This window comes from Streptomyces sp. NPDC026417 (assembly GCF_055567695.1).
In genome coordinates, this window is record NZ_JBVHPY010000026.1 from 1 (window position 1) to 14,154 (window position 14,154).

Below are 14,154 nucleotides of genomic sequence, written 5' to 3' on the forward strand. Positions count from 1 at the left end.
CCCCCCCCCCCCCCCCCCCCCCCCCCCCCCCCCCCCCCCCCCCCCCCCCCCCCCCCCCCCCCCCCCCCCCCCCCCCCCCCCCCCCCCCCCCCACCACCGGCCCGCCGGCCGGTTCCGCCCCGCATGCGCGGGAGCGGATCAGGACCTCACTCGCCGTCAGAGCCGCTGCCACAGGGCGGGAGTGCGCGACGGCGACCACGCGCCCTGCGCCTGGTGCCCCTGCAGGCACTGGTAGGTGACGCCGTCGAACGTCACCCGCGTGCCGATGTCGTAGATCCGGCCCGCCGACCAGCCGCCCTGCGGCCCTTCCTCGGCGGCCGGGGTGCCGGCCTGCGCCGTGCTCGTCTTCAGCGTGAGCCCGTACTCGCTGAGCACGGGGTTGATCGGCTGGTAGAAGGTCGTACCACCGCTCTTGCAGTCCCCGGAGCCGCCCGACGTGACACCCTGCGCCTGGGTGCCCGACACGTACGAGCCACCGGAGTCTCCCGGCTCCGCGCACACCGTCGTCCTCGTCACGTTGTCGACGGTGCCCTGCGCGTAGGTGACGCTGGTGCCGTGCTCCTCGACCGTGCCGCAGTGCCAGCCCGTCGTGGAGCCGGACCGGCAGATGGCGGCGCCCACCAGCGCCTGCACCGAGCCGGCGATCTGGACGTTCTGCTCCCCCTCGCCCTTGACGGCGGGCGTCGCGGTCCAGTCGCCGGTGACGCCCACCCACGACATGTCGTGGCCGGGGAAGACGGAGGCCTGGAAGGTCCCCTGGGCCACCTTGTTGAAGCCGGTGGTCTTGGCGCCGGCCTTGCCGCAGTGACCGGCGCTCGCGAAGCCCTGCTGCTCGCCCTTGGTGACGGAGAACCCGACGGAACACCGGGCCTGGTCGTCGATGTAGTAGGCGTCGCCGCCCCGGATGTCGTGGAGGGCGCGCGGCCGGTCCGGTGACACCTTGACCTCCACGAGGCCGCGCTCGACGCCGGCTGCCGCGATGAGCGTGTCCGCCGCCGCCCGACCGGTCGCCTGGAGGACCACCTGGTTGGCCCGCACGTCGACGTACCTGACCGGAGTGTCGAGACCCTTCGTGCCGGCCGTGGCGCGGTCCAGTTTCTCCTTGGTGGCCGTGAGGTCGGCCAGGCCCCGCCCGACGACGACGGCCTCGGCGCCGCCGGCCTCGATGGCCGGAACGTCCGCGGCGTCGGTGGTCGCGACGGCGAGGTCGGCGGAGGTCGCGCCCTTCACCCACGCGCCGGCGAAGTGCCCGCCCAGCGAGTTCTGCAGCCTGCCCGCGCGGGTGCCGGCCTCCGCCTCGTTGACCAGCCGGGCCTTGGCCTCACGGTCCGTCAGGCCGAGGTCCCGCCGCAGGGCGTCGAGCACCGCCGTCGACGGCCGGTCGGCGCCGAGCGTCTGGGCGGCGGAGGGCGCGGCCGCCGGCACGGGGTCGTCGGCCGCGGTGGCGGGCAGCCCGGTCAGCGCGAGCGCGCCGAGCACGGTCAGAGCGGCACAGCCGGCGCCGGCGTATCTGTGGACCATCGGATGTCTCCTGGGGTTCTGTGGAAAAGGCCTCGAATTCGTAGGTTTTTCCGAAAAATGCTCGGAGGATGTCTGCTGTCCCTCCGTTGCACGCATCGGCGGACAGGAAGGGCCCGCCCGGCGGAGTGCCGGACGCCCCGCCGGAGTAGCGCGGCCTCCCCCGCCCGGTGCCTCACGCCGGCGAGAGGCCCGGGTTGCCCGCCTCCGTCACGAAGGAGGCGGCCGTCGTGACGGGCGCCCCCGGTGTCGTCACCGCGGAGACCGTCCTGAAGTCGGCCCGCGCCGACTGCCGCCCGAGCTCCACCCGCACATAGCCGCGCCGCCCGTTGTAGAACTTCAGGTGGGGGTTGGCCTTCGTGTACGTCTCCCAGTTGCCCGGCTTGTCGGCGCCGTCCTTGCCGCTGGCGACGGAGGTCGCGACGATCTCCGTGCCCAGGGTCTTGGACGCCGGGTCGTCGAAGGAGTCCTTGATGTCGAAGGCGTAGCCCACGTGGACGTCGCCGGTGAGCACCATCAGGTTCTCGACGCCGGCCGCCTTGGCGCCGGCGAGCACCCGGTTCCGGGAGGCGCGGTAGCCGTCCCAGGCGTCCATCGACACCTTCGCCACCTCGTTGAGGTCCAGCCTGCGCTGCGAGAAGCAGACCTGTTGCGGCATCACGTTCCACAGGGCCGTGGAGGACCGCCAGCCGTTGATCAGCCACTCCTCCTGTGCCGCCCCGGTGATGGTCCGCCCGGGGTCGTCCGACTCGGGGCCCGGCACGTGCTGGACGTCGCCGTACGCCTGGTCCGAGCGGTACTGCCGGGTGTCCAGGACGTCGAACTGGGCCAGCGAACCCCACTGGATGCGGCGGTAGAGCTGGGCGTCGGGCCCTTGGGGCAACTGGGCGGCGCGCAGCGGCTGGTTCTCCCAGTAGGCGCGGTAGGCCGCGGCCCGCCGCAGCAGGAACTCCTCCGGGGGGTCGTTCTTCTCGTCGACCGCGCCCGCGTAGTTGTTCTCGGTCTCGTGGTCGTCCCAGGTGACGACGAAGGGGTGCGCCGCGTGGGAGGCCCTGAGGTCGGGGTCGCTCTTGTAGAGGGCGTACCGCAGCCGGTAGTCCTCCAGGGTCCTGGCCTCGCGGTTGAAGACGTCGGGGAGTGTGCGGTCGGTGTAGTTGCGGGCGCCGCCGACGGAGTTGACGGCGTACTCGTACAGGTAGTCGCCGAGATGGAAGACCACGTCCACGTCGTCCTGGGCGAGGTGGCGGTGCGCCGTGAAGTAGCCGTCGTGGTAGGCCTGGCAGGAGACGGCGGCGAAGGTCAGCTTCGCGGTGGCCGCGGCGGTGGCGGGCGCGGTACGGGTGCGGCCCGTCTCGCTGATCCAGGCACCGGTCCTGAACCGGTAGAAGTACTCGCGGTCGGCGGCGAGGCCGTCGACGTCCACGTGCAGGGTGTGGTTGTACTCGGGGTGCGCGGTGGCGACGCCGGTACGGACGACCAGCGCGAACCGCTCGTCGGACGCCACCTCCCACTGGACGACGACGGACTGCTGGGCCAGGCCGCCGCCCGGTTCGTACGGGGAGGGGGCGAGCCGGGTCCACAGCAGCACCGAACCGGGCGTCGGGTCCCCGGAGGCGATGCCGAGGGTGAAGGGGTCGTCGGGGATCCGCGCCGCGTCGAGTTCGGCGGCGCGTGCGGCGCCCGGGGTCGGCAGGTTGGTGGAGAAGGCGAGGGCCGCCGCGGCGGCGGTGAGGGTGAGGAATCGGCGGCGCCCCAAGTGGCGTGCGGCGGCCCGCAGTTCGGGGTCGTGGCGGGAGGGCGTGTGCTGCGGCAGCGCGCCGGGACGGCCTGCTCGGGTCATGTGGTCTCCTCTCACGTGGTGTGCGCAGGCCCTTTGACTTCCGTACGTCGAACGGCAGGGCAGCGGACTTCTGCATGCTAAACAGACAATGATCGCAATCCCGGCAGGCGGGGACGCCCGCGAGCGTCCGACTCCGCGGACCGTCGCCCGCACGGCACCGCACGGCAGTTGACGCGGCGTCGGATCCGGCGGGCCGCCGAGTCCCCGGAGGTGCCGGGCAGGTGACGTGGCGTCGGGCGACGCGGGTCCCGGCCGGCGGCGCCGCCGGCCGGCCTCCGCGCGGACCGGCGCCCCGGGAACCGCCCCACCGCACTCCGCTGCGGCTCGCCACCCGCAGCGGGGTGCCGGACACGGTCCTCGCGCCACGGCGGGTGGGCCGGTACGGCGGGCGAGTGGGGCCGGTCCAGCGGGCGGAGTGGGCCGGTCCAGCGGGCGGGTGGGGCCGGTCCGGCAGCCGGGGCAGGGCGGACGGGCGGCCGACGGGCCCGTCACGCGGACCGGTCCGGCTTGCGTGGCGGCCGTGCACCCGCCCGGTTCGCGCAGTGAACCTTCCTGCGCCGCTCTTCCGGACGGCCCGCGCCCCGGCGGCGCGCCCCGGCCCGCGCGAGCCATCCGGGTGCGCCGGGTGCCGGGACGGAGGAGCGTGGTGGGTGAGGAGGGCTGCGATGGGTGTGAGCATGTCCCGGCGCGGGACCGGTGACGACCGCGGCTGGCTTCGCGGCGCGCCGCCCCCGCACTGGGTGCGGGCCCTCCCGGTGGTCCTGCTGGTGGGCGTCGGCATCGCCGAACTGCTGAGCCGCCGGCCGCTGGACATCGGCTTCCTGCTGGGTGCCATCCCGTCGCTGGCGGTGCTCTCCTACGGGCCCGCGGCGACGGCTCTCTTCGGCCTCGTCGTGGTCGTCCTTCTGAACATCCCGGCCCTGCACATCAACCATCCGGGCAACACGGACCTGCTGACCATCACCTTCATCGCGGCGCTCAGCGTGTTCGTGTCGCTGGTGCGCAGCCGGCGCGACGCGCAGCTGGTGACGGTCCGCAGCGTCGCGGAGGCGGTCCAGCTCGCCGTCCTGCCGCCGCTCGCCGACCGGATCGGGCCGGTGCGCTGCGCCAGGCTCTACCGGGCGGCGCAGCACGGAACGCTGGTCGGGGGTGACTTCTTCGACGTGCGGGACGGCCCGTACGGGGTCCGGGCGGTGATGGGCGACGTCCAGGGGCACGGGCTGTCGGCGGTCGGGACGGTCGCCTCCCTGCTGGGGGCGTTCCGGGAGGCGGTGCTGGACCGGCGGGACGTGACCGCGCTGGCGGGCCGGCTCGACCGCAGGCTCGCGGTGGACTCGGCCCCGGTCGAGTCCTCCGAGCTGTTCGCGACCGCCGTGCTTCTGGAGTTCTCCGGGGACGCCGACACGGTACGGATCGTGTCCTGCGGCCATCCCCAGCCGCTGCTCCTGCGCGACGGCCGGGCCGTCGAGCTGGACGTGGAGCCCGGGGCCCCGCTCGGTGTGGGGCTCCTCGGCCTCTCCCCGCCGCGCGAGTGCCGCGTGCCGCTGAAGCGGGGCGACCGGCTGTTCCTGGCGTCCGACGGGGTGACCGAGACCCGTGACCCGACCGGCGCCTTCTACCCGCTGGTCGACCGGCTGACCGGTTTCGCGGATGCGGAGGCCGACGCCCTCCTCGACCTCGTGTGGGAGGACCTCGTGCGGTTCGGCACCACGATCCGCGACGACGTGACGATCCTGATCCTCACCCCGTGTCAGGAGGGTGACGGCTGAACCGTGCCTGTGCCCGGGGTTCCGGGGCATACGGATGCCACTGGGGAGGAGAGGTGTCATGCATCTGGCACGAGGAGCGGACGGTGACCCGCAGGGCTGGCTCTGGGCCCTGGGCGCGCTCGCGCTGTACGCGGTGATCAGCTTCGGGTTGCAGTACCGGGCGCGGGCCCGCCGGGGCTCCCGGCACCCCGCGAGCGACGCCCTGCACGACCTCAAGGACCGCGAGGAACCGCAGAAGCCGGCCCAGCGCTTCGTCAGCCGCATGATCATGCTGGCCGGGGCGGTCCTCACGGCGCTGGTGGCCCTGCAGACGTCCGGAGTCCTGCGCGTGGTGACCGTCGGGCTCACCGCCGTGGTGGCCGTGGGCGCGTGGGCGTACTACGACCACCGTACGGAGCTGCCCACCCCGTCTCACCGCTGAGACCGGGGCGAGGGTGACCGGGCCGGGCCCCCGCGGGTCCGGCCCGCTCCGTTTCCGGGACGGTTCCGCCCGCCCCGCCCCGCATCGCGGCGCCGGACGCCGGGTTCCCGAAGGGCGGCGGCGGACGTCAGGGCCCGGGGCCGGGGTCCGGCCGCACCGCCTCGGTGATCCCGGCCCGGGCCGCTTCGAGCTGAGCGGCGAACGCGATGCCGAGGAAGAGCGCGACGCCGGTCAGATTGGCCCACAGCAGCAGCGCGACGAAGGCCGTCAACGGCCCGTACAGCGCGCCGAAGGAGCCGCTCTCGGCGACGTACAGGGCGAGCAGCCAGGTGGCCGCCACCCACAGCACGAGGTGGACGGCCGAGCCGAACGCGAGCCAGGTGTAACCCGGCTGGTCCCGGCGGGGTGCCCAGCGGAAGATCACCGCCGAGGCCACCCAGGCGAGCGCGACGCCGACGGGGATCTGGGCCGCGCCCCACCAGTCGAGCCGGCCGGCGGACATGCCGAAGGTCTGCACCACCGAGTCCCCCACCGCCTCGCCCGCGACGAGCACGAGGAAGCCGAGGACCATCGGCATGCCGGCGGCGAGCGCGAGCAGCAGGGACCGCCCGTACTTCCGCAGGAAGGGCCGGTCGCGCTCGATGCCGTAGATGCGGTTGGCGCCCCGCTCGACCTGCGCCATCGCCGAGGCCAGGTTGAGCACCGCGAAGGCCAGGCCCACCCACATGGCGACGGCGCTCCACACCCCGGAACCGGCGCTGCGCCGCGTCCTCTCCAGGGCTTCCTCGACCAGGTCCGTGCTGGCCCCCGGCACGATCCGGCTCAGGGTGAGTTCGATGATCCGTCCGACGCTCTCGGTGTGCACCGTGGTGGCCACGCCGACCAGGGCGATGGTGAACGGCACCATGCCCAGCACCACCTGGAATCCGAGGGCGCGGGCGCTGGTGAAGCCGTCGGCGTAACGGAACCGGGAGAACGCGTCCAGAAGCAGCCGACGGCCTCCGTACCGGCGCAGCGCGGTCAGCGCCTCGTCGCCGGAGAGTTCCTCCCCGATCATGTCCCGGGTCTGCGGGACGTGCACAGCGGTCCCCATGGCGTGCGCTCCTCGTGTCGTCCGGACGTCCGTGGCGGGCGGGCCGCCGCCGGGAGCGCGACCCGCCCTACCGTCTCCCCTGCCGTACGGAATTCAGCCGTTCCGCAGGACGATCACCTGAGACACTCGGAACGGTACTGGTGTGCGACCGGAGCACCGAGGACGTCGGAGGAGCTTGTGCCGCTGAGTTCACGACCGCTGCGGAAGCTGGGCTTCCTGACCATCGGCCTCTTCGACGAGGCCGACCCCCGCCGCGGTCACGAGTCGACGCTGGAGATCATCGAACTGGGCGAGCGCCTGGGCTTCGACAGCGCGTGGCTGCGCCACCGCCATCTCCAGTACGGCATCTCCTCCCCCGTGGCCGTCCTGGCCGCCGCCTCGCAGCGCACCCGCCGCATCGAGCTGGGCACCGCGGTCATCCCGCTCGGGTGGGAGAACCCGCTGCGGCTGGCCGAGGACCTGGCGACGGTCGACCTGCTGTCGGGGGGCCGTCTCAATCCGGGGGTGAGCACCGGACCGCCGATGCACTACGAGCGGGTCAGGGAGGCTCTCCACCCGGGCACCGCCGACGCCGAGGACTTCGGCTACGACCGGGTGCGGCGGCTGCTGGACTTCGTACGCGGCGAACCCGCCACCGGATTCAGCGGCAGCGAGGGGTTCGAGGTGTTCTCCGACCGCGTCCAGCCGCAGTCCCCCGGGCTGGGCCGGCGCCTCTGGTACGGCGGCGGCAGCCTGGGGTCGGCGCGGTGGGCGGGCGAGCACGGGATGAACCTGCTCACCAGCAGCGTCGTGAAGGCGGAGGAGTCCGAGGACTTCGCCGAGATCCAGCTCTCCCACGTACGGGCCTTCCGGGCCCGCCATCCCGACGGCGAGCGCGCCCGCGTCTCCCAGGGCCTCGTCGTCGTCCCCACCGACAGCGCCTCGCCTCGGCAGCGCGCCAAGTACGCGCACTACGCGGCGCAGCGGCTGCCGCGGACCGCGGCTCCGCAGGGACCGGCCCGCCTGATGTTCGCCCCGGATCTCGTCGGCACCTCGGACGAGATCGCCGAGCGGCTGCACGCCCACGCCGCGTTCCGGGAGATCGACGAGGTCGCCTTCGCGCTGCCCTTCACCTTCGAGCACGAGGACTACGTCCAGATCCTCACCGACATGGCCACCCGTCTCGGACCCGCCCTCGGCTGGAAGCCGGCGGCCTGAGGCCGCCGGCGCCCTCCCGGTCGCCGAGCGGACCCAACTCCGGCGTGCTTGTCTGCGGTTCATGCAGACATGGCCAGGACGTCCCTATCCGCTCGGTGCCTCCTACGACGGCTCCGGTACGAACTTCGCCCTGTTCTCGGAGTGCGCCGAGAAGGTCGAGCTCTGTCTGATCGACGACGACGGCAGGGAACGACGGGTCACGCTGCCGGAGGCCGACGGAGGCGTCTGGCACGGCCATCTGCCGGACGTGCGCCCGGGACAGCGCTACGGCTACCGGGTGCACGGGCCCTGGAATCCGGCGGAGGGCCTGCGCTGCAACCCCGCCAAGCTCCTCCTCGACCCGTACGCGACGGCCGTCGACGGGCAGATCGACGGCCACCCCTCGCTGACCGGACACCACCCGGACGATCCCGGACGGCCCGACGAACGCGACAGCCTGGGCCACGTCCCGCTGGGCGTCGTCACCGACCACCGCTACGACTGGGAGGGCGACCGGTCACCCGAGCGGCCGTACCACCAGTCGGTGATCTACGAAGCGCATGTCAAGGGGCTGACGCAGCTCCATCCCGACGTGCCCGAGGAGATCCGCGGCACCTACGCCGGGCTGGCGCACCCGGCCGTCGTCGACCATCTGCAGCGGCTCGGCGTCACGGCCGTGGAGCTGATGCCGGTGCACCAGTTCACCCAGGACGGTTTCCTGACCGACAAGGGCCTGTCGAACTACTGGGGGTACAACACCATCGGGTTCTTCGCCCCGCACAACGCCTACTCCTCGGCCGGCAGCCGGGGCGGCCAGGTGAACGAGTTCAAGTCGATGGTCAAGGCACTGCACCGGGCCGGCATCGAGGTGATCCTCGACGTCGTCTACAACCACACCGCCGAGGGCAACGAGAACGGGCCGACCCTGTCGTTCCGCGGCATCGACAACCGGAGCTACTACCGCCTCGTCGACGACGACCCGGCGCACTACTTCGACACCACCGGCACCGGCAACAGCCTGCTGATGCGCCACCCCAACGTTCTGCAGCTGATCATGGACTCGCTGCGGTACTGGGTGACCGAGATGCACGTGGACGGTTTCCGCTTCGACCTCGCGGCGACACTCGCCCGCCAGTTCCACGAGGTGGACCGGCTGTCCGCGTTCTTCGACGTGGTGCAGCAGGACCCGGTCATCAGCCGCGTCAAGCTCATCGCGGAACCCTGGGACATCGGCGACGGCGGCTACCAGGTCGGCAACTTCCCGGCGCTGTGGAGCGAGTGGAACGGACGGTACCGCGACACCGTGCGCGGCTTCTGGCGCGGCGACGACCACACGGTCGCCGACCTTGCGGGGCGTCTGCTGGGCTCGTCCGACCTGTACCAGCGCGACCGCCGGCGCCCCCGCGCGAGCGTCAACTTCGTCGTCGCCCACGACGGCTTCACCCTCCGCGACCTGGTCTCGTACACCGAGCGGCGCAACGAGGCCAACGGCGAGGACGGGCGCGACGGCGCGAGCGACAACCGCTCCTTCAACTGCGGGGCGGAGGGTGCCACCGACGATCCGGGCATCCTGCGGCTGCGGGCCCGTCAGCAACGCAACATGCTGACCACCCTGCTGCTGTCGCAGGGGGTGCCGATGATCGCCCACGGGGACGAGTTCGGCCGCACCCAGGAGGGCAACAACAACGCCTACTGCCAGGACAACGAGGTCTCCTGGACGCACTGGGACCTCGACAAGGAGCGCCGCGGCCTGCTGGCGTACACGCAGAAAATCGTGGCGCTGCGCCGCGCGCACCCCGTGCTGCGCCGGCGCCGGTTCCTGCGCGGTCCCGTGGACGGAACACCGCCCGAGCGCGCGGACGCGGTGTGGCTGCGGCCGGACGCGCACATCATGGCGGACGAGGACTGGCAGCGCGGCGACGCCCACGCGCTGGGGGCCTATCTGTGCGGCGACGCCATCGGCGAACGCGGTCCGGAGGGCGAGCGGTTGAGCGACGACTCGTTCCTCGTGCTGTTCAACGCCTGGCACGAGCCGCTGCAGTTCCGGCTGCCTCCCGCGGCCTTCGGCGAGATGTGGCGGACGGTGGCGGACACCGCCGACCCGGCCGGCGAGGAGTCGGACGAGACCGAGTTCAAGGCGGGCGTGCAGGTGACCCTGGAGGCGCACAGCATGCGCGTGCTCAGCCGCCCCCACCGCGGACCGGCCGCCTGACCACCGGCACCGCGGCACCACCGGTGCCCGGCCCGTCCCGCTTCTCCGCCCTGTCGGCGGGCGGGCCGGGCCCATACGGAACCGAGCGGCGCGCAGAGGCTGGTCCCACAGCCGTCTTCGCGCCGCTCGGCGTTCAGGGGTGTCCGTCCGTCAGGGAGTGGCGAAGGCGGTCACGGCCCGTCCATCCGGCGCCGGTCCTGCTCGTCCCACTTGCTCGTGTCGCGCGGCTCGGCGTACGGCTCCTCCTCCGGAGGGTGTCCGCCGGCCACCGCGCGCTGCCGGACGGTCTCGGCGTCGAACTCCAGGCCCAGCAGGATCGCCAGGTTGCTGATCCAGAGCCAGACCAGGAACACGATGACGCCGGCCATGGTGCCGTACGTCTTGTTGTACGAGGCGAAGTTGGCCACGTAGAACGCGAAGCCGGCGGAGGCCATCAGCCAGATCACCAGGGCCAGGACACTGCCCGGGGTGACCCAGCGGAACCCGCGGACCTTGGCGTTGGGCGTGGCCCAGTAGAGGATCGCGATCATGACGGTGACCAGGACGACGAGGACGGGCCACTTGGCGATCGCCCACACGGTCAGAGCGGTGTCGCCGATACCCAGCGCGGTCCCCGCCTGACGGGCCAGACCGCCGGTGAAGACCACGATCAGGGCGCTGAACACGGCGAGGACCATGAGCACGACGGTCACACCGACGCGCACCGGCAGGATCTTCCACACCGGGCGGCCCTCGGGCATGTCGTACACGGCGTTGGCGGTGCGGATGAACGCGGCGACGTAGCCCGAGGCCGACCAGACCGCCAGGACCAGACCCAGCACGGCCATGATCGAACCGGTGCCGCCGTTGCCCTGGAGCTGGTCGACGGCGTTCGTGATGATGTCCCGGGCGGACCCCGGCGTCAGCTGCTTGAGGTTGTCCATCACCTTGTCGGTGGTCGACTTCCCGGCAACGCCCAGCAGGGACACCAGAACCAGCAGCGCCGGGAAGAGCGACAGCACACCGTAGTACGTCAGGGCGGCCGCGCGGTCGGTCAGCTCGTCGTCCTTGAACTCGCGCAGCGTGCCGCGCATCGCCGCCTTCCACGACTGCTTCGGCAGCTGCGTGGGGCCGTCCGGCGCCTTGCGCTCGACACTCGGGTCGGGTCCGTACCGGTCGTCCCCGTCGGTGTCCGCGGCCGGACCGTCGGTGTCCGCGGCCGGGCCGGATGCGTACCGGCCGTCCCCGGTGTCCGCAGAGGCCGCCGTGCCCGGCTCGTCCCGCGAACCCGCGGCCTGATCCCGCGACTCGTCGGAACGCGCCTCGCGCTCTGTGTGATGAATTCCAGGTATCCGCGCCATAGAGCCCCGAGTATCCCCAGCCGCCGTACTCACACGCCGCGCTACCCGGCGACTTCACGGACGTGGGGCACCACGCGGGTCAGCCGCAGGACGCCCCAGAGGATCAGCGCGCCCCCGAGCGCCTCGGGCACCAGCCACCAGCCGGTGCGGACGGTCTCGCCGAACAGGGTGATGCCGAGCACCAGGCTCACCACGGCGTCACCGATGGTCAGCGCGGGCTGCGACGCCGCGAGCGGCCCGGCCTGGAGCGCGTTCTCCAGGAGCAGGACGGCGCCCACCCCCGTCAGCGCGAATCCGTAGGTCTGCCACTGGGCGAGGAAGGCGGTGAACCCCTCGGCGGCGAGCGTGCCCGTCGCCGACTTCAGCAGCGCCGCCGTCAGGGCGTTGCTGACGGCGGACGCGGAGGCCAGCACGGCGGCCCGGAAGAGCGGCGGCCGGCCGGGCCGCGCCACCGCGACCGCGACGGCCACCGCCCCCAGGCACAGCACCAGCGCCGGGATCCAGCGCGCCATGCTCGCCTGATGGACGGCTCCGCCGGGAGCCGCCGCCGCGAGCAGCAGGGCGAGACCGCCGACCACACCCGCGACGGCCCACCAGCCCGCGGCCGGCAACCGCCGGTGCAGCAGCGGGATCGCGATCAGCAGGGCGAACGGAAGTTCGAGAATGAACAGGGGCTGCACCAGGGCGAGCGGCCCGTTCACCAGGGCCAGGGCCTGGAACACCGCGGCCCCGACGACGCCGGCGATGCCGATCAGCCAGGCCGGGCGCCGGGCCAGTTCGAGGATCAGCCGCAGACCGCCGCCGCGCGCGACCGTGGATGCCGCCTTGCGCTGGAAGGCGGTGCCCGCGGCATTGCTGGCCGCTCCCAGGACGGCGAACAGCGCGGCCAGCTCGATCACTTCTGCTCATGTCCTCTCGGTGGGACCGGCGCCGGGCCGGGGCCGGTCGCCGGTGACCGGCGGCCTCAGCAGCCGGGGTCCGCCAGCAGCGGCCCCAGGGGACCGAGATCGAGGTTGAGGTCGCTGCGCTCCAGCCCGTGCCGGGCGCACATCTCGTCCATGCGCTCGTCGAGCAGCATGAGGGCCGTGCCGAGGCGGTCCTCCTGCTCGGCGCTCAGCGTGCCCTCCTCGAAGCGGCGCACGGCCTGGCGTTCCATCAGCTGCCGGACGAGTTCGACGACGGTCAGCACCAGGGCGGCCAGATCGCCCGCGACCCGCTCGGGATCGAGGTCCAGGGTGTCGACCCGGGGCGGCGCCGTCACAGCGGCCCACTGTCCGCCCAGGGGGCGGGAACCCGGTCGTTGACCGACGACAGCAGGGCGTGCAGGGAGATCCGCACCAGCGGCACGTCGGCGATCGCGAGGACGAGGTCGCCGCTGACGACCACGCCGGTGGCCAGGACCCGGTCCAGGAGGTCGACGAGCGGCACTCCGATGGGCGCGAAGGGTTCGGCGCCGTCCCAGGGAACGGGACTGGGCACGGCGACCTCCCGCGCGGGCGGCACGGTCATGCGTCCACCTTGCCTTCCACCCCGTCCAGGGCCTCGTCCAACCGGGCGAAGGAGTAGGGGATCCAGGGGCCCGACTCGTCGATCTCCAGTCCGCCGAACCGCTCGTCGGCTCGCAGCCCGTCCAGGGCCCGGGCGAGGGCCGGGCGCTGGGCGTCGTCGACGAGGTAGGCGGCGTTCAGCAGCTGCGGTGTGCTTCTGCCGGTCAGCTGCTCGCTCTGCGGGCGGTGCCGCGTCGCGGCGACCACGTGCCGGCGCAGCTCCAGATCGACGGCGTGGGCGAGCGCGAGGGCGTCCTCGCGCGCGACCTGGTGGGCACGCCGGCGGGCACTGGCCCGGCTCAGGTAGGCCCGGCCGCTCTCGGCGGGGGTCACGGGGCCGTCCTCCGGTGCGGGCGAGGAGCCGCCCTGCGCCGCGTGCACCTTGACCGCCCATTCCGTACGGCCGTCCAGGCGGTCCAGCAGCGCGTGCACCGCCGTCTCCCTGGCCGCGACGGCGTCGGTCGCGTTGCGGTCGCTGAGATACAGCGTCGCCAGCGGGAGCGGCACGACCGCGCCGTGGCCGGCGGCCGCGTGGACGCCTTCATGGTGGGCCCGCGCACAGCGTTCCAGCTGGTAGGAGTCGTTGAACCGTTCGGTCAGTGCCGCCGTGTCGAAGGCCTCGGCGGGTACGTCCTGGACGACCAGGGCCAGGGACCCGGCCCGCAGGACGCGCAGCGGCCCACCGCCTTCGTGCCCGGCGGCCCCGGCCAGCAGGTCGTCGGGCGGCGGTGTGCGGGTCAGGGCGAAGGCATAGGTGACGGTGGGCCCGGGTTCGTGGCGCCCGGAGCCGGGGTGCGGGTCCTCGCCGGTGGCGGCGGGTCCGAGCGGGCGTGGCCCGGTGACGGCCGTGCGGGGCCCGGGGGCCTGCCGCGGGTCCGGGGTCCGGTTCATCGGGTCTGCTCCTCGTCCGCTTCGCCGCTCTCCAGTTCCTGGAGCCGTTCGCGCAGCCGGGCGTTCTCCTCGGCCAGCGCGTCCCGCTTCGCCCGCGAGGAGAGCGCCGGATCGGTCTCCCACCAGTCGATGCCCGCCTTCTTGGCGGTGTCGACCGAGGCGATGAAGAGCCGCAGCCGGATGGTGAGCAGCTCGATGTCGAGCAGGTCGATCTTGATGTCGCCCGCGATGACGATCCCCTTGTCGAGGACTCGTTCGAGGAGGTCGGCGAGGTTGCCCGTGACGGGCCCGGTCGGCTGCAGGGCCGGGCCCGTGTTCCAGCTGCTGACGTCGGTCACAGTGCTCCC

Annotated in this window: 13 protein-coding genes; 4 read left to right on the top strand and 9 right to left on the bottom strand. The window is 73.2% G+C overall.

The window, feature by feature from the left end; translation table 11 throughout:
• Positions 1–156: 156 nt before the first annotated feature.
• Together ACZ4NT_RS31990 and ACZ4NT_RS31995 are read right to left on the bottom strand one after the other, a co-directional pair.
• Positions 157–1,521: a carbohydrate-binding protein gene (locus ACZ4NT_RS31990; RefSeq protein WP_467728575.1), complete on the bottom strand. Its 1,365-nt coding sequence runs from the start codon at positions 1,519–1,521 to the stop codon at positions 157–159.
• Positions 1,522–1,693: 172 nt separating this feature from the next.
• Positions 1,694–3,358 carry an alkaline phosphatase D family protein gene (locus ACZ4NT_RS31995; protein WP_121407416.1) on the bottom strand — a complete coding sequence of 555 codons (1,665 nt, stop codon included), beginning with the start codon at positions 3,356–3,358 and terminating at the stop codon, positions 1,694–1,696.
• 665 nt (positions 3,359–4,023) lie between these two features.
• Between ACZ4NT_RS31995 and ACZ4NT_RS32000 the strand changes: the two genes are divergently transcribed.
• Positions 4,024–5,127 carry a PP2C family protein-serine/threonine phosphatase gene (locus tag ACZ4NT_RS32000; protein ID WP_467728576.1) on the top strand — a complete coding sequence of 368 codons (1,104 nt, stop codon included), beginning with the start codon at positions 4,024–4,026 and terminating at the stop codon, positions 5,125–5,127.
• A gap of 58 nt (positions 5,128–5,185) precedes the next feature.
• Positions 5,186–5,548, top strand: coding sequence for a hypothetical protein (locus ACZ4NT_RS32005; protein WP_467728577.1), 363 nt, complete (start codon positions 5,186–5,188; stop codon positions 5,546–5,548).
• Positions 5,549–5,675: 127 nt separating this feature from the next.
• On the opposite strand, the gene ACZ4NT_RS32010 is transcribed toward ACZ4NT_RS32005, so the two are convergent.
• Positions 5,676–6,641, bottom strand: coding sequence for a YihY/virulence factor BrkB family protein (locus ACZ4NT_RS32010; protein WP_121407413.1), 966 nt, complete (start codon positions 6,639–6,641; stop codon positions 5,676–5,678).
• Between the two features lie 177 nt (positions 6,642–6,818).
• Between ACZ4NT_RS32010 and ACZ4NT_RS32015 the strand changes: the two genes are divergently transcribed.
• Together ACZ4NT_RS32015 and glgX are read left to right on the top strand one after the other, a co-directional pair.
• Complete coding sequence (locus tag ACZ4NT_RS32015) at positions 6,819–7,838, top strand: LLM class flavin-dependent oxidoreductase (protein ID WP_121407412.1); 1,020 nt, start codon at positions 6,819–6,821, stop codon at positions 7,836–7,838.
• 61 nt (positions 7,839–7,899) lie between these two features.
• Positions 7,900–10,029 (top strand): glycogen debranching protein GlgX, encoded by a 2,130-nt coding sequence (gene glgX / locus ACZ4NT_RS32020; protein ID WP_467728578.1) that lies wholly within the window; start codon positions 7,900–7,902, stop codon positions 10,027–10,029.
• 170 nt (positions 10,030–10,199) lie between these two features.
• On the opposite strand, the gene ACZ4NT_RS32025 is transcribed toward glgX, so the two are convergent.
• From ACZ4NT_RS32025 to ACZ4NT_RS32050, 6 genes are all read right to left on the bottom strand, one after another.
• Positions 10,200–11,369, bottom strand: a complete 1,170-nt coding sequence (locus ACZ4NT_RS32025) for a YihY/virulence factor BrkB family protein (protein WP_467728579.1) — start codon at positions 11,367–11,369, stop codon at positions 10,200–10,202.
• 41 nt (positions 11,370–11,410) lie between these two features.
• Positions 11,411–12,268 (bottom strand): DMT family transporter, encoded by an 858-nt coding sequence (locus ACZ4NT_RS32030; protein ID WP_121407410.1) that lies wholly within the window; start codon positions 12,266–12,268, stop codon positions 11,411–11,413.
• A gap of 65 nt (positions 12,269–12,333) precedes the next feature.
• Complete coding sequence (locus ACZ4NT_RS32035; RefSeq protein WP_121407409.1) at positions 12,334–12,630, bottom strand: gas vesicle protein K; 297 nt, start codon at positions 12,628–12,630, stop codon at positions 12,334–12,336.
• On the bottom strand, positions 12,627–12,878 hold the full coding sequence (locus tag ACZ4NT_RS32040; protein WP_121407408.1) for a gas vesicle protein: 252 nt from the start codon (positions 12,876–12,878) through the stop codon (positions 12,627–12,629). The genes ACZ4NT_RS32035 and ACZ4NT_RS32040 overlap by 4 nt, the downstream gene beginning before the upstream one ends.
• Positions 12,875–13,807: a GvpL/GvpF family gas vesicle protein gene (locus ACZ4NT_RS32045; protein WP_121407407.1), complete on the bottom strand. Its 933-nt coding sequence runs from the start codon at positions 13,805–13,807 to the stop codon at positions 12,875–12,877. Before ACZ4NT_RS32045 ends, ACZ4NT_RS32040 begins: the two co-directional genes overlap by 4 nt.
• A complete protein-coding gene (locus ACZ4NT_RS32050; RefSeq protein ID WP_121407406.1) occupies positions 13,804–14,145 on the bottom strand; it encodes a gas vesicle protein in 342 nt (113 codons plus the stop codon). The genes ACZ4NT_RS32045 and ACZ4NT_RS32050 overlap by 4 nt, the downstream gene beginning before the upstream one ends.
• Between the last annotated feature and the right edge of the window lie 9 nt (positions 14,146–14,154).